Origin of the sequence: Pseudomonas mandelii, from assembly GCF_006438925.1 — a bacterium.
GTDB classification, from domain to species: domain Bacteria; phylum Pseudomonadota; class Gammaproteobacteria; order Pseudomonadales; family Pseudomonadaceae; genus Aquipseudomonas; species Aquipseudomonas mandelii_C.
Genome location: NZ_RCZA01000006.1, coordinates 57,063 through 71,417, shown reverse-complemented (window position 1 = coordinate 71,417; position 14,355 = coordinate 57,063). Strand labels below are relative to the sequence as shown.

Here is a 14,355-nt window from a genome sequence, read left to right as displayed (position 1 = left end):
AATTCCAGAGAGCATGAAAACCACTCGTAGCTGCTCGTAGTGGCGATTCAATGGTGATAAATTTCGCGTTGTTAGCAAGATGTATGGGCGAGAAGGGCGCGCCTATTCCTGGGCTCGGACGACGGCAACAGCTTCACCGAGCCTCAGAGCAGCACTTGTTCCGATGGGCGATGTATTCGCGCTAACAATTGAAAGACAGAGCAATGCCCTGCAGAAGGGTTACTGAATGCCGAAGAAAAAGCCGGAAAGTAAAGTAGCAGCGACGGCTACTGCTAATGAAATTGAGCACGCGATCCAAGCCCTGAACAGAATGGCTGAACGCCTTTGGGGAGATGGTCGAGAGATCGAGGCGAAAGCCCTCCTTGATGCCCTGGATTCTCTAAACAGGGCACTGGACCGGATCAGGATTGGTGAAAGCCGCAGGGTTGTGACTCTTCATTGAGGACTGCCATGCACTCCTTTTTGGATATGGACATCTAATGAAAAACACCAAGTTTTTTATCTCCCTTTCATGCGCCGTTGCCGTTTCTCTGCTGAGCGGCTGTGCGGCCTCCGTAAAAAGCGGTGGCACTGAAGCACTGACGATTGAAGAGTCCGCTAAGAAGAACTTGGTGGTGAATATTCAGGGGAACGGCAAGGTCCGGCAGAACGATGACTGGATTCGCTTGAGGCAAGAATGGAATGAGGCCCTGAAAAATGAAGCTGACCGCGCTGGATACCGCCTCACTGAGTCGCATGTAGCGAACCCCGCAGAGAAAGAGGGTGTGGGCATCAAGATCAACGTTACGAATTTCCGATATCTGACACCTGGTGCGCGCTATGCCGCTGGCGTGATGGTCGGCAACGCTTGGATTAACTCAAGTGCAGATTACTCGGATCTGAAGTCTGGACGCTTGATCGGGACCCGGACATATGACACCTCTTCATCTGCTTGGGAGGGGGTTATGTCAGCTATGACTCAAGAGCAGGTAGAGGCTATTGCGCAGCAAATCATAAGCGACATCAAGAGCGCAAAGGCTAAGTAACCTGGCGTGGCGGAGATCTGTAGGCGATCTTAATCGAGGGTTGATGAAGAGATTCGAGGGCTTGCTGCGGCGCCGGTGATCACCCAGACATTGGTTGATTTGGTGGGTGAGCTGATCTATATCCGCGCAATACCGGCACTTGTTTGGCGGAAAAATCGGCGCTCGGTGCTTGTAGAGTTCCGGTTTTTATCCGTAACGCTGGCTTAATCAAGCGATGGTGAGATCACGCTTCTTCAGCGTCTTTCAGTAGATAGCCAAGACATTTTTCGAATGGTAACCGCTGTTTTCAAAGACTACACTCCAGCCCATGAAACGCTATCTGCGGTTTTGCATCATCTTCATGATTAGCCTGGCGCTTCCCCTCAGCGGGATGGCGGGCGTTCAGGCACCGACAGAACCTTGCCCAATGAAGACGATGGGCATGGCGATGATGGATGACATGGGGATGGACTGCTGCAACGATATGAAAAGCCCTTCCGAGCACGGCAAACCTTGTAAGCCGGGCCAGGAATGCAAGACAGGCGGCATGCTGCAAGTCTCGATCTTCAAGCCTCCTGTAACCGTATTCAGCCCCGTAGTGATTTCCTTCTTCAGCAATTCCCTACCCGTACAGACCCCGTCCGGGGTATGGCGACCGCCTCGCGTTTGATTCCTGTCCCACATTGAGCCTCATTCCGCATTAGCGGGATGGACTAGCTGCGCGCATGTCTTTTTTGACGCGTGCAGTGGATGATCACAGGAATCGTAAACATGAACTCCAAGTGCTATTGCACAGGCTGGTCCCTCGTGGCCGGTCTGGCGGCAAGCGTACTGGCATTGCCGAGCTTCGCTGCCGCATTGACACTCGATGAAGCGTTGCGGCTGGCCGAAAACAATGCGCCGTCGCTGACCGCACAAGACGCCAAAATTCAGGCTGCCAGCAGTGCAGCCATCCCAGCCGGTGAGCTGCCTGACCCCAAGCTGCTGCTGGGTGTGCAGAACTACCCCATTGGCGGTCCGGATCGCTGGAGCATCGACCAGGACTTCATGACCATGCAAATGGTCGGGGTCAGGCAAGAAATGCCCAACAGCGACAAACGCAAAGCGCGCATTGAAGTTGCCGATGCAGCTGTTGATCGCGCCGCTGCGGAGCGTCGAGTCGAACGTCTGAAGGTACGCCAGTCCACGGCGTTGGCCTGGATCAGCAGCTACTCGGTTGAGCGCAAAGATGTGCTGTTCCAGGACTTCTACAAAGAAAACCGCCTGCTGAGCGATACCGTCCGGGCCCAGATTGCCGGTGGCCGCGCTCAACCCGCCGATGCGGTGACACCCAAGCAGGAAGCAGCTCAACTGGCGGAGCAACAGGACGATCTGATTCTCCAGAGAGCACAGGCCCGAGCGGCCCTCAAACGCTGGATTGGCTCCGCCGCCAACGACAAGCCTGTGGGCAGTTTGCCTGAATGGCCCGTCGATACCTCAAGCTACTCCCATAAGCTGCAACATCATCCCGAGTTAGCAGCGTTTGCGCCGATGACCCGCGAAGCGCAAGCCAAGGTTCGTGAAGCCGTGTCGGAGAAGCAGTCAGACTGGAGCTGGGAACTGGATTACCAGCACCGTGGCCGTGAGTTTGGCGATATGGTCAGCGTGCAATTTTCCTGGGATCTACCGCTGTTTCCTGACGCTCGCCAAAACCCCAAAATCGCAGCCAAACAGGCTGAACTCAGCCAGCTTGAGGCCGAGCGCGAAGCCCTGTCACGCGAGCACACTCAGCAACTGGAAAACGAACTGGCTGACTATGAACGCCTGAATCGTGCCGTGAGCCGAAACCAGGAAAGTCTGTTGCCGCTGGCCAAGGAAAAGGTCGAACTCAGCATGGCCAGTTATCGTTCCGGCAAAGGCGATTTGAACGCCGTTGTTGCCGCCCGACGTGAACTCATCGAGGCCCGTCTCAAACAGATCGACGTGGAAGAGCAGCGAGCGCTGACCAGTGCGCGTCTGTATTTTGCTTATGGGGAGTCCAGCCAATGATTCTTAAAAAATGGAACGGGGCATTGCTGGTAGGTATCTCGATGGCATTGGGTGTTACCGGTGGCTACTGGTTCGCTCACCAGCGCATGAGCGGAGTACCAGCTACCGCCCCGGAACAGAGCCTCAATCCAACGGATGAACGCAAGGCTCTGTATTGGTACGACCCCATGTACCCACAGCAAAAGTTCGATAAGCCGGGGAAATCTCCCTTTATGGACATGCAACTGGTTGCTCAGTACGCCAGTGGGAAAGGGGATCGGGCGACAGTCAGTATCGACCCAGGTCTGACCCAGAATCTCGGTCTGCGTTTTGCGACTGTCACTCGTGGGATCTTTGATTCGAGCCTCGACGTGACAGGTGCCTTGACGTTCAACGAACGTGATGTCGCTGTGATTCAGGCACGCACCCCTGGCTTTGTGGAGCGGGTCTATGCCCATGCTCCCGGCGATGTACTCAAAGCCAACGCGGCGTTGGCGGATATCCTGGTGCCGGAATGGGCCGCTGCCCAGACAGAGTTCCTTGCGCTGAAACGCAACGGGGATGCTGTCCTGTTGGCTGCGGCCCGCCAGCGACTACGACTCACAGGGATGCCGGCAACACTGATTACTGAGGTAGAGCGTGGCGGTAAGGTTCAACCCTACCTGACGCTGACCAGCCCCATTGCCGGTGTGCTGCAAGAATTGAATGTACGTGCGGGAATGACCGTGGCGACTGGCGATACTTTGGCACGCGTCAATGGCTTGAGCAGTGTCTGGCTGGCCGTGGCCGTTCCAGAATTGGATGCCGGATCGATCTCCGTGGGGCAGCCGGTCGAAGCGCGCCTGCCAGCCTTCCCAGGGACAATGCTCAACGGCAAGGTCAGCGCAATTTTGCCCGAGACCAGTCCGGACAGTCGCACGCTTCGCGTGCGGGTGGAACTACCCAATCCGGACGGACGCCTCAGACCGGGTTTGACGGCGCAGGTACGCCTGAATCGTTTGACCGGGCAAAGGGTGTTGTGGGTGCCGAGCGAAGCCGTCATTCGCACTGGCCGACGTGCCTTGGTGATGCTCGCCGAAGACGCGGGCCGCTACCGTCCCGTGGAGGTGCAACTTGGGCAGGAAAGCGATGGCAAGACGGCGATATTGAAAGGTCTGGAAGAAGGCCAGAGGGTGGTTACCTCTGGCCAGTTCTTGCTCGACTCGGAGGCCAGTCTAAAGGGCATTGTTGCAAGCTCGGAGGAAGAGTCACCGCCCAGCGCAGCAGCCTCCAGCTTTCATGAAGCGGATGGGCAGATCGTTGAGATCAACGATAAAGAAGTCACGCTTGCCCATGGTCCCTTCAAGACGCTGGGCATGCCTGGTATGACGATGACGTTCCCACTCGCTAGTCCGGCGCTGATGCAGGGCCTCAAAACGGGCGATAAGGTTCGGATTGCGGTTAGCCAGACCGATGATGGTTTGCGTGTCGAGCGTCTGGATAAATCGGGGAGTCAGCCATGATCGCTGCCCTGATTCGTTGGTCAGTGGCCAACCGATTCCTGGTGCTACTGGCGACGCTGTTTGTCACGGCTTGGGGCATTTGGTCGGTGCAGAGCACGCCCATCGATGCGCTGCCAGATCTCTCGGATGTTCAGGTGATCATCCGCACCCCTTTTCCGGGACAAGCGCCGCAGATTGTCGAGAACCAGGTGACCTATCCGTTGGCCACCACCATGCTCTCAGTACCGGGAGCCAAGACTGTACGTGGTTATTCCTTCTTCGGTGACAGCTTCGTTTACGTGCTGTTCGAAGACGGCACTGACTTGTACTGGGCTCGCTCGCGGGTGTTGGAGTATCTGAGCCAAATACAAAGTCGGTTGCCGGCCAGCGCCAAGCCGGCGTTGGGACCGGATGCGACGGGCGTGGGCTGGATCTATCAGTACGCACTGGTGGATCGCAGTGGAGGACACGACCTGGCGCAGCTACGCGCACTTCAGGACTGGTTCCTCAAGTTCGAACTCAAGACCCTGCCCAGCGTTGCGGAAGTGGCCACCGTGGGAGGCATGGTCAAGCAGTACCAGGTGCAGCTTGATCCGCTCAAACTGGCCAGTCTCGGTATTACTCAGGCTGAGGTGACCGAAGCTATCGGCAAGGCAAATCAGGAAACTGGTGGCGCGGTGCTGGAGATGGCAGAGACCGAGTTCATCGTGCGTGCTTCCGGATACTTGAAGACACTTAATGACTTTCGGGCGATCCCCTTAAAGCTGGCTTCGGGAGGAGTGCCGGTGACCCTTGGCGATGTCGCCACGATTCAGTTGGGACCGGAAATGCGGCGTGGCATTACTGAACTCGACGGCGAAGGCGAGACCGTCGGCGGCGTGGTGATTTTGCGCAGTGGCAAGAATGCTCGCGAGACCATTGCGGCAGTCAAGACCAAACTCGACGAACTGAAAAGCAGCCTGCCGGCCGGGGTGGAAATCGTCACCACCTACGACCGCAGCAAGCTGATCGACCGCGCTGTGGAAAATCTCAGCCACAAGCTAATCGAAGAGTTCATCGTCGTCGCGTTGGTGTGCGGGATCTTCCTCTGGCACCTGCGCTCATCTCTGGTGGCGATCATCTCCTTGCCTGTTGGTGTGTTGATTGCCTTCATCGTCATGCGCTACCAGGGCATCAACGCCAACATCATGTCCTTGGGCGGGATAGCCATCGCCATCGGCGCCATGGTCGATGCCGCCGTGGTGATGATCGAGAACGCCCACAAGAAGATTGAGGCTTGGCACGGGGCCAATCCGGGGGAAGAACTGAAGGGTGAACGTCATTGGCATGTAATGACCGAAGCGGCGGCAGAGGTAGGCCCCGCGCTGTTCTTCTGTTTGTTGATCATCACCCTGTCGTTCATTCCGGTGTTCACGCTGGAAGCCCAGGAAGGACGGCTGTTCGGACCTTTGGCTTTCACCAAGACCTACGCCATGGCCGCAGCGGCGGGATTGTCAGTGACCTTGGTGCCAGTGCTGATGGGCTACTGGATTCGAGGACGAATTCCCAGTGAACATCAGAACCCGTTGAGCCGGTGGTTGATTCGGATCTATCAGCCAGCCCTGGACGCAGTCTTGCGTCGACCAAAGATCACGCTGCTGGTGGCGCTATTGGTTTTTGTCAGTGCGCTATGGCCAATGTCTCGCTTGGGTGGCGAGTTTCTCCCCCCGTTGGACGAGGGCGACCTGCTCTATATGCCTTCAGCTCTGCCGGGATTGTCGGCGCAGAAAGCGGCACAACTGCTGCAGCAGACTGACCGCCTGATCAAGACCGTGCCAGAGGTTGAACACGTCTTTGGTAAAGCCGGCCGCGCTGAAACCGCCACCGACCCCGCACCGCTGGAGATGTTCGAAACCACCATCCAATTCAAGCCGCACGAGCAATGGCGTCCAGGCATGACCCAGGAAAAGTTAGTGGAAGAACTGGATCGAGTGGTACGAGTCCCTGGGCTGACGAATATCTGGATACCACCGATTCGCAACCGTATCGACATGCTTGCCACGGGGATCAAGAGTCCCATCGGAGTGAAAGTTGCCGGCACCAACCTATCGGAGATCGATGCAGCGACTCAGGCCGTCGAGCGAGTGGCCAAGGGCGTGCCCGGCGTCAGTTCGGCTCTGGCCGAGCGACTGACCGGTGGCCGCTATATCGATGTGGATATCGACCGCAAAACCGCCGCTCGCTACGGACTGAACATCGCCGATGTGCAGTCCATCGTGGCCGGCGCTATCGGCGGTGAAAATGTCGGTGAGACCATTGAAGGGCTCGCACGCTTCCCGATCAACGTGCGTTACCCACGGGAGTGGCGTGACTCGCTCGGTGCCTTGGAGCAATTGCCGATCTATACCCCGCTAGGTAGCCAGATCACCCTCGGCACAGTGGCGAAGGTCAAAGTCACGGACGGTCCGCCGATGCTCAAAAGCGAGAACGCACGACCTTCAGGTTGGGTGTACATAGATGTGCGTGGTAGGGACATTGCGTCTGTGGTCGCCGATCTACGACGGGTCGTCAATGAGCAGGTCAAGTTGCAGCCCGGCATGAGCCTGAGTTACTCAGGGCAGTTCGAGTTTCTCGAAAGGGCCAACGCACGACTCAAGCTGGTGGTGCCTGCCACGCTGTTGATCATCTTCGTGTTGCTCTACCTGACCTTCGCCCGCTTCGATGAGGCCTTGCTGATCATGGCCACTCTGCCATTCGCCCTTACTGGCGGGGCATGGTTCCTCTATCTGTTGGGGTTCAACCTGTCAGTCGCCACCGGGGTCGGCTTTATCGCCTTGGCCGGCGTTTCCGCCGAGTTTGGCGTGATCATGCTGCTCTACCTGAAGAACGCCTGGGCCGAACGTGAAGACCTCGGCGACAGCACTGAGCGCGGTCTGGTTGCGGCGATTCGTGAAGGCGCCGTGCAGCGTGTTCGACCCAAGGCCATGACCGTGGCCGTCATCATTGCTGGCTTGTTACCCATCTTGCTGGGCAGTGGGACCGGCAGCGAGGTGATGAGCCGAATTGCTGCACCCATGGTCGGCGGCATGGTCACGGCACCCTTGCTTTCCCTATTTGTTATTCCGGCGGCCTATCGCTTGATGCGTCGCCGGCACCTCTCAGTTGAACCCATCAACCCTCAAGGAAAAGTCGTATGAAACTGACCCTGATTGCAGTTGCCAGCACCGTATTCACGCTGTCTCTCTCGGCCCAAGCAGAGGATATGCCGGGCATGAAAATGGACGGAATGGAGGGCATGCAGATGAAGCAGGAAACAACGCAGGCTCCAGTCGCCACCGCCGACGGAACGATCAAGTCTATCGATACGACGAAGCATACGGTGACCATCTCTCACGGCGCTGTTCCAGCTGTGCAATGGCCGCCGATGACCATGGCCTTTTCCGTGACGGAAGATCAGCTGACAGGGCTGACGGCTGGAGACCGAGTGTCGTTTTCATTTCGAGCAGAGGGCGGCAGAGCGACGATTGTTTCAATAAAAAAGTGAATTAGCGGTGGTGGAGTGACCGGCGCACTATGTCGCGCCGGTCGTTACCAGTAAATCGTCTTGTTCAGGAAACCCGGTGCTTCGGGATGTTGCATCGACCGGTTGATCCCACAGCCGATAGCTGCCGCAGGCGAGTGAGTCATGCCCAGACACATTTTTCTCAGTTTTTTGGCTCGCCTTGTTTCACCATGGCGCGCCATTCCTGGACGCTTGATCGTTCGTTCATTCTGGCATGCCATGCATGCAATGCTTCACATTCATCAGGTATAGGCAGGTTCACCAGCGAGGCGAAAATCATGCCGCCCAGTACTGCAATGTCGGCCATCGAAAATGCATTGCCCGCCACAAAAGGCCGATTTTCCAGGACGCTGTTGAAATAGTGCATCCCCCTTACGGCCTTATCCCGCATCCGCTCACCCCATTCAGGGTTTTGAGAAAGCTCGACATCCGGCCCAAGCCCCGGCGTTGCGTGATGGAAGTACGCGCTGACAGCGTCCAGAAATTCAATTTCCGCACGCTTGGTCATCATATGGATGATGCCTTTCTCAGTGGGCGTTTTACCGGTAAGCACAGGGCTGTCATCCAGAACATCCAGGTACTGAGTGATAGCAGTGCACTCCGCGATGAGCGTACCGTCGGCCAACTCCAGGACGGGAAGTGTTCCGGAGTAGTTGATGGCTAGAAATGCTGGTTTCTTGTGCTCGCCTGTCCATAAATTGACCGGTACAAACTCGGTCCGGGACAGCAGGCCTTTCTCTGCTAACGCAATTCGGACCCGCGCCGGGTAGGGTCCGTTGTACCAGTCGTAAATTTTCATCATTGGCAATTTCGACGCGTCGAAGTGTTGCTGCTGAAAAGTCATGATTTATTTACCTACCTATCAAGTGGTAGGTAGAGATTGGGCGCTTGTTTCTGTGCTGTCAACAACTACCTACCAGTTGGCAGGTTATGAAATATGCGAGTAACATCGCGCCAAATGACCACGCCAATCAAAGAATCGAGGAATGAAAACGTGAGCGAAAATGCCCGGGAAGCCATATTGGAAGCCGCTAAAGGGGCCGCTCAAACCCACGGCTACAGTGGGATCAATTTCCGAAGCATTGCTGATGCGGTGGGGATCAAGAACGCAAGCATCTATTACCATTTCTCGAGCAAGGCCGACCTCGGCGCCGCAGTAGCCAGACGATACCGGGAGGACACTGCCAGTGTTCTGGAAGCCCTGCGCGGTGAAAACCCCGATCCGACTCGCTGTCTGCAGGCGTACCCGAGCATCTTTCGAACATCTCTGGAAGACGGCAACAGGCTGTGTTTGTCCAGCTTCATGGCTGCGGAATACCAGGACCTGCCTGAGGAGGTCAAGAGTGAAGTGCTGGCGTTTGCAGACCTCAATGTGGCGTGGCTGACGAAAGTACTCTCTGATATCGGCCTGGGAAGCACCGAAGTGTGCGAGCGACGTGCCCGCGCCATTTACACCGCCGTTGCTGGCGCTCAATTGATTGCCCGAACTCGCTTCGATATCGGTTTATTCGACGAACTGGTTCAGAGCTATCAAGAGGCGGGACTCCTTCCGACATAACTGGCTTAACGCGTCACGAATGGCTGCTTACGACTCAGGCTGTGTGACAACGTTTTAGAAACAGTTCGACAGTCAGAATCGGCGATCACCGCGTCTCGCGGATGCGGCATCAGCTCGCCGAACACCGCGCCACTCCCTTCCTGCGGTTAGACTTTTCCTCGAGTTGGATGGCGAATTCCATGGCCTCTCGGTAGTTGAAACGGTAGGCCCAGATCTTGCCAGTGTATCGCTCGATGACCTGGAAGATGCCGAGCTGCATGGTCACCACCTGGAAGCGAACACCGCGGCGCGACTTCAGTCGATTGGTGCGCCGGAAGAAATCGATGCGTGCTGCTTTGGAGTGGACAAGCAGAGCGCCGAGCTCATCGATGCGCTGCAGAAAGGATGGATGCATGTCTGATCCTCGAAGTGGGGAGCATGTATTCGTAAGCACTCGTGCCGCTAGCTGCTTGTCTATGGATGCAGAGGTAGTTCTGTCGGATAAATGTAGTCGTAAAAAAGCCACATCGAAACCTGACCCTTCTTTGTGCGACACACGGACTTCTTCGCGAACCCGAGGGGGTTCTCTCAAAACCCTTGCTGGGCCTGCGCGGATCGACTGCAGGGATGGTGATAATCACCGCCCATCTATTCAAGGCAGATTCCAGGTATTGCGGGCAAGCTATCGAGAAATTCGGCAATCTGAAGGTGTAAACCTTATTCAGGACGAGACAGTTGCTGCAAATAAGCCTTCGGCGAACACCCTGTTTTCTGCTTGAAGCAACGGTAGAACGTGGACAGCGAGTTAAAACCTGAGGCGCTGGCAATCTCGTCGATGCGCGAGGCGTGGCGTTGCGCATTCAAACGTGAAAGGGCTTCATCCAGGCGCAGCTGATTGAGGAGCGTGTAAAACGTTTGCCCCCGAACCTGATTCAGAAAGAACGAGATCTGGTTGCGTGTGTAGCCAGTCGATGCCGCGACATGAGACAGGTCCAGCCGTGGATCGAGGTAGGGCTTGGTCTGTTCGAAGTACTGCTGCAAATCATTGGCAAGCGCCCCGACCTGACGGGCTGATAATCCCAAACGACTGACCGCCTCAGCGCTATAGGCCGGGCGGGTCAACGTTGGGGCATGGCTGACCAGCATCGCGTGTTCGTTGACTTTAATGATCAGCCCGTCCCGTACCGACAACGCTTCAACAGTGCGGAATGAAACGAGACCCTCGCTGCCATTGAGCGTCACCTGGTACTGCAAGAACGCGGTGTCGCCATCGATGCGCAAGCGATCGGTGTAAATCTGAAACTCTTCTGATCCCTCCGGCATGCTTGCCGCGAGATAGTCGCGCAATTGCGAGTAGTCGATGGTCCGGTTCTGGAAAAAATCGCTGTACTCGATGGCCGGGTGATAGAGCGCCATCACGGCGTCCAGGTCACGCCGCTTCCATGCCTTGTGATAACGCACCGCAACTTCATGAGTCTGTGTGCTCGAAGGATCCGCCAGGAAAGTTGGGGTGGTGGGTAAATCAGGTACTTCCACGACGAACTCCACAGTGCAGATCAGGGCAAAGCCCAGAGTATTCCAGAAGCCGTACTTTTCCGCCCGTGTCCGCTGCGATGTTTGCCTGCCCGTTGTGCCTGTGAAAGCGTCGGTGATTGCTTTAGCGTCAGCCCATGAATTTTACGGAGCATGAGTGCATGACACTTCACATCGCGAACCAGTCCATGGCGGACGCTCGGCCTTATCCTGTCTGGCAGGAAACACGAACGCCTGCGACCGCCGCGCCGAGGCTCACGGGTGAAGTGACGTGTGATATTGCGATTGTGGGCGGCGGATTTGTCGGGCTATGGACTGCGCTGATGGCGCGTCAGCGCTGGCCTGAAGCAACCATCGTTATGCTTGAAGCCGGGCAGTGCGGTGGCGAGGCGAGTGGGCGTAATGGTGGGTTCTGTGCGCCGAGTATTTCCCACGGTGTTTCCAATGCGCTGAAACGTTGGCCCAAGGAAGCAGAGCAACTGGTGCGACTGGGCAGGGAAAACCTGGTGGCATTTGAGGAGGATCTGCAGCGCTTTGGCATGGACGTAGCGTTTGAGCGCTCCGGAAAATTGAACGTCGCGAGTCAGCCCTGGCAGGTTGAAGGGCTAAGGTCGATGCAGCGTAACTACGAGCGCTTTGGCATCGCTTGTGAATTTCTGGATGGCGAGAGGCTCAAGTCACACCTCGACTCACCGGCCTATGTCGCGGGCGTTTTCGAGCCCAATTATGCGTTGCTGAACCCGGTGAAGATGGTCGCGGAACTGCGGCGCGTGTGCCTTGCGCAAGGTGTGCAGCTGTTCGAGCATTCGCCGGTGACCGCACTGCGTCAAGATGCCAATCATCAGGTACTGGAAGCCGGACTGGGCTCTGTAAAAGCGTTCAAGGTTGCACTCGGCACCAACATCGCGCCGCCGTTGCTGGGGGAGCTGAAGTCCAAGGTCATTCCCATTTACGACTACGCATTAGCCACTCAGCCGCTCGACGATGCTCAGCTGCGCGCCATCGGTTGGGTCGGCCGCTACGGGATTGCCGACAGTGGCAATCAGTTTCATTACCTGCGCAAAACCGAAGACAACCGCATCCTCTGGGGCGGTTACGACGCCATCTATCACTTCGGGAGCCGGCGCGATGAGGCGTTGACGCAACGTCCGGAAAGCTTTGCGACATTGGCCAGGCAATTTCATTCGGCTTTCCCGGCGTTGGCGGATGTCACGTTCAGCCATGCCTGGGGCGGCATCATCGATACCTCCGCACGCACCACCCTGTTCTGCGGAACATCGTCCAACGGCCGCATTGCGTATGCCCAAGGGTTCACGGGGCAGGGCGTGTCCGCCAGTCGTTTCGCGGCACTGACCATGCTTGATTTGCTCGAGGGCAAATCTACCGAGCGCACGAAACTGGCAATGACCTCGACAGCACCTTTTCCGTTTCCCCCCGAGCCCCTGCGTTATGTGGGCGTGTCGCTGGCGCAGCGCTCACTGGCTCGCGAAGACCTTACCGGACACCGCGACTGGCTGCTCAAAGGGTTTGATGCGCTGGGCATCGGTTTTGATTCTTGAACTGGAGTGAGAATGACCATGAGTAAACCTGATCACATCATTGATTTTGCCAACCCCGATTTGCCCATCGTCGAGTTGGAAACCAGCGATCCCGAAGTGGTCGACACCCCGTATCGCAGTCGTAGCTGGCGGCACTTTGTGGCGCCGGAGAAAAAAGCGGTCGCAGGCATCTGGGAAGCGCCGGAGCACCTCGAGCGATGTGAATGCGACTACGACGAACTCTGTCATTTGCTCGAAGGGCACGTTCGTCTGACCGACAGCAATGGTGTCAGCCAGGAGTTCAAGGCCGGCGCCACGTTTGTGGTCGCCGCGGGCTTCAAAGGCACCTGGGAAAACCTGACGCCGGTGCGCAAGGTGTTCATGATCCTCAGGGGTGGTGTCGAAACCGCTAGGCCTCAGGCAACGCCATGATCGCTCGCGCCGCAATGTCAGTGCCGCGAGTCGCCTGCATATTTTCGCTGAACGTTTTGAGGCGCTGTTTCATCGACTGATCGGTCAGCAGTTGTTCGAGGGCGGCGGGAAGCGCGGACAGTGGATCGGCAAAACGCGGCAAGTAGCGGCCGACGCCGACTTCCTCGGCGCGTACGGCATTGTCGTGACCGTCCCAGCAGTAAGGAATGATCAATGACGGCAAGCCGAAGTACAGCGCTTCGCAGAAACTGTTGTTGCCACCGTGGTGGATGAACAACTGGCATTCCTTGAGCACGGCCGGCTGAGGAAACCAGCTGTCCAGAAACACGTTGTCCGGGACAGTGGTGTACATGTCCCGATAGGCGCCAACGTTGATGAGAAAGCGATAGGGCAGGGTTTCGATGGTCCCGATCAGACGATTCATCATGTCGGTGTCGGCAGCACCGAGGCTGCCGAAGCTGATGTAGATCAGCGGCGCGTCGTTGTGCCGTGGGAAGTCGGGAACGATGTAAGGCGCCTCGCGGCGTACGCAACCGTCGAGGTACACATAGCGCTGCGGGTCCAGCGGCGACTGGCGTTCATAACGCACCGGCGTCGGCGACAGCAACAGGTTGAGCCATGGTGAATCGTTGAGGAACTGGCCGGGTGGGCAGGGCGCCGTGCCGTTGCTCGCGAGAAACTGCGAAAAGCGTTCATGGGCCGGCGCGACGGCTTTGCGGTAATGCTCGGCAAAACGTTCGCGGGCATCCGCGTCGCTGGCCAGGCAGCCTGACAAATACGGTGGCACGGCAGCATCCGGCAGTTCGGTTTCAGCGCAGGAGACCATCCGCACCCATGGGCATCCCGCGTTGGCGATGGCAGGGAACATGACCACATTGTCGAGGACGATGACGTCCGGCTTAAGGCGCCCGAGCAACTGTTGCAGCGGTTTTTCCGCCTCAATCGCGGTGTCGATAATGGCTTCCCAGGCAGGGGCCACATAGCTGTCGATCTGTGCCAGCGGAGTCTGGTCGAAGTAGGGGATGTTGCGCTCGATAAAACGTTCCCAGTAATGCTGGTGTTCCGCCGCCGACAATGGACTGGCTTGTGGAATCGGGTACTCGTCGAAGCCGTATTCGGCGAAAAGCCCTTGAAAATGTTCGTGGCAGATGAAGACCGGTTTTGCTCCCAGCTCACGCAGCGATTGGGCAATGCCAATGCAGTTCAAGGCCGCGCCGAAACTGGCTTCCGGAAACAAGGCGATCAGTTTTTGTGTGTGCATGACGAGGACGTCCGAGGCGGG

At 57.1% G+C, this 14,355-nt stretch carries 14 protein-coding genes; 10 read left to right on the top strand and 4 right to left on the bottom strand.

Annotation, left to right across the window (positions count from 1 at the left end; all coding sequences use genetic code 11):
- Nucleotides 1–226: 226 nt before the first annotated feature.
- The 7 genes from EAH74_RS14975 to EAH74_RS14945 all read left to right on the top strand — a co-directional run bounded on the left by EAH74_RS14975 (nt 227) and on the right by EAH74_RS14945 (nt 8,015).
- Nucleotides 227–442 carry a hypothetical protein gene (locus EAH74_RS14975; protein WP_033053546.1) on the top strand — a complete coding sequence of 72 codons (216 nt, stop codon included), beginning with the start codon at nt 227–229 and terminating at the stop codon, nt 440–442.
- A gap of 37 nt (nt 443–479) precedes the next feature.
- Nucleotides 480–1,025, top strand: a complete 546-nt coding sequence (locus EAH74_RS14970) for a DUF4410 domain-containing protein (RefSeq protein WP_140679553.1) — start codon at nt 480–482, stop codon at nt 1,023–1,025.
- A gap of 307 nt (nt 1,026–1,332) precedes the next feature.
- Entirely contained in the window at nt 1,333–1,674 is a 342-nt protein-coding gene (locus tag EAH74_RS14965) for a hypothetical protein (protein WP_140679551.1), read from the top strand.
- 101 nt (nt 1,675–1,775) lie between these two features.
- Nucleotides 1,776–3,032, top strand: a complete 1,257-nt coding sequence (locus tag EAH74_RS14960; RefSeq protein ID WP_140679550.1) for a TolC family protein — start codon at nt 1,776–1,778, stop codon at nt 3,030–3,032.
- On the top strand, nt 3,029–4,513 hold the full coding sequence (locus EAH74_RS14955; RefSeq protein ID WP_140679548.1) for an efflux RND transporter periplasmic adaptor subunit: 1,485 nt from the start codon (nt 3,029–3,031) through the stop codon (nt 4,511–4,513). Before EAH74_RS14960 ends, EAH74_RS14955 begins: the two co-directional genes overlap by 4 nt.
- Nucleotides 4,510–7,668 (top strand): efflux RND transporter permease subunit, encoded by a 3,159-nt coding sequence (locus EAH74_RS14950; protein WP_140679546.1) that lies wholly within the window; start codon nt 4,510–4,512, stop codon nt 7,666–7,668. Before EAH74_RS14955 ends, EAH74_RS14950 begins: the two co-directional genes overlap by 4 nt.
- Nucleotides 7,665–8,015 carry a copper-binding protein gene (locus EAH74_RS14945; protein ID WP_140679544.1) on the top strand — a complete coding sequence of 117 codons (351 nt, stop codon included), beginning with the start codon at nt 7,665–7,667 and terminating at the stop codon, nt 8,013–8,015. The genes EAH74_RS14950 and EAH74_RS14945 overlap by 4 nt, the downstream gene beginning before the upstream one ends.
- A gap of 160 nt (nt 8,016–8,175) precedes the next feature.
- On the opposite strand, the gene EAH74_RS14940 is transcribed toward EAH74_RS14945, so the two are convergent.
- Nucleotides 8,176–8,877, bottom strand: a complete 702-nt coding sequence (locus EAH74_RS14940; RefSeq protein WP_140679542.1) for a glutathione S-transferase — start codon at nt 8,875–8,877, stop codon at nt 8,176–8,178.
- Between the two features lie 150 nt (nt 8,878–9,027).
- Between EAH74_RS14940 and EAH74_RS14935 the strand changes: the two genes are divergently transcribed.
- Nucleotides 9,028–9,591 (top strand): TetR/AcrR family transcriptional regulator, encoded by a 564-nt coding sequence (locus tag EAH74_RS14935; RefSeq protein ID WP_140679540.1) that lies wholly within the window; start codon nt 9,028–9,030, stop codon nt 9,589–9,591.
- 109 nt (nt 9,592–9,700) lie between these two features.
- Here the strand turns inward: EAH74_RS14935 and EAH74_RS14930 are convergent, their stop codons facing one another.
- Together EAH74_RS14930 and EAH74_RS14925 are read right to left on the bottom strand one after the other, a co-directional pair.
- Nucleotides 9,701–9,985 carry a hypothetical protein gene (locus tag EAH74_RS14930; RefSeq protein WP_140679538.1) on the bottom strand — a complete coding sequence of 95 codons (285 nt, stop codon included), beginning with the start codon at nt 9,983–9,985 and terminating at the stop codon, nt 9,701–9,703.
- A gap of 302 nt (nt 9,986–10,287) precedes the next feature.
- Nucleotides 10,288–11,106 (bottom strand): nuclear transport factor 2 family protein, encoded by an 819-nt coding sequence (locus tag EAH74_RS14925; protein ID WP_140679536.1) that lies wholly within the window; start codon nt 11,104–11,106, stop codon nt 10,288–10,290.
- Nucleotides 11,107–11,264: 158 nt separating this feature from the next.
- Here EAH74_RS14925 and EAH74_RS14920 point away from each other — a divergent pair, with 158 nt between their 5' ends.
- On the top strand, nt 11,265–12,662 hold the full coding sequence (locus EAH74_RS14920) for an NAD(P)/FAD-dependent oxidoreductase (protein ID WP_140679534.1): 1,398 nt from the start codon (nt 11,265–11,267) through the stop codon (nt 12,660–12,662).
- A gap of 18 nt (nt 12,663–12,680) precedes the next feature.
- Nucleotides 12,681–13,073: a cupin domain-containing protein gene (locus tag EAH74_RS14915; protein ID WP_240050516.1), complete on the top strand. Its 393-nt coding sequence runs from the start codon at nt 12,681–12,683 to the stop codon at nt 13,071–13,073.
- Here EAH74_RS14915 and EAH74_RS14910 read toward each other — a convergent pair.
- Nucleotides 13,051–14,334, bottom strand: coding sequence for a nucleotide disphospho-sugar-binding domain-containing protein (locus EAH74_RS14910; protein ID WP_140679530.1), 1,284 nt, complete (start codon nt 14,332–14,334; stop codon nt 13,051–13,053). The two genes, EAH74_RS14915 and EAH74_RS14910, sit on opposite strands and share 23 nt — an antisense overlap.
- Nucleotides 14,335–14,355: the final 21 nt, after the last annotated feature.

What these genes read in the sequence shown, in the direction of transcription:
- EAH74_RS14975 (WP_033053546.1), top strand. Translation starts at nt 227, where the DNA reads ATGCCGAAGAAAAAGCCGGAAAGTAAAGTAGCAGCGACGGCTACTGCT.
- EAH74_RS14970 (WP_140679553.1), top strand. Translation starts at nt 480, where the DNA reads ATGAAAAACACCAAGTTTTTTATCTCCCTTTCATGCGCCGTTGCCGTT.
- EAH74_RS14965 (WP_140679551.1), top strand. Translation starts at nt 1,333, where the DNA reads ATGAAACGCTATCTGCGGTTTTGCATCATCTTCATGATTAGCCTGGCG.
- EAH74_RS14960 (WP_140679550.1), top strand. Translation starts at nt 1,776, where the DNA reads ATGAACTCCAAGTGCTATTGCACAGGCTGGTCCCTCGTGGCCGGTCTG.
- EAH74_RS14955 (WP_140679548.1), top strand. Translation starts at nt 3,029, where the DNA reads ATGATTCTTAAAAAATGGAACGGGGCATTGCTGGTAGGTATCTCGATG.
- EAH74_RS14950 (WP_140679546.1), top strand. Translation starts at nt 4,510, where the DNA reads ATGATCGCTGCCCTGATTCGTTGGTCAGTGGCCAACCGATTCCTGGTG.
- EAH74_RS14945 (WP_140679544.1), top strand. Translation starts at nt 7,665, where the DNA reads ATGAAACTGACCCTGATTGCAGTTGCCAGCACCGTATTCACGCTGTCT.
- EAH74_RS14940 (WP_140679542.1), bottom strand. Translation starts at nt 8,877, where the DNA reads ATGACTTTTCAGCAGCAACACTTCGACGCGTCGAAATTGCCAATGATG.
- EAH74_RS14930 (WP_140679538.1), bottom strand. Translation starts at nt 9,985, where the DNA reads ATGCATCCATCCTTTCTGCAGCGCATCGATGAGCTCGGCGCTCTGCTT.
- EAH74_RS14920 (WP_140679534.1), top strand. Translation starts at nt 11,265, where the DNA reads ATGACACTTCACATCGCGAACCAGTCCATGGCGGACGCTCGGCCTTAT.
- EAH74_RS14915 (WP_240050516.1), top strand. Translation starts at nt 12,681, where the DNA reads ATGAGTAAACCTGATCACATCATTGATTTTGCCAACCCCGATTTGCCC.
- EAH74_RS14910 (WP_140679530.1), bottom strand. Translation starts at nt 14,334, where the DNA reads ATGCACACACAAAAACTGATCGCCTTGTTTCCGGAAGCCAGTTTCGGC.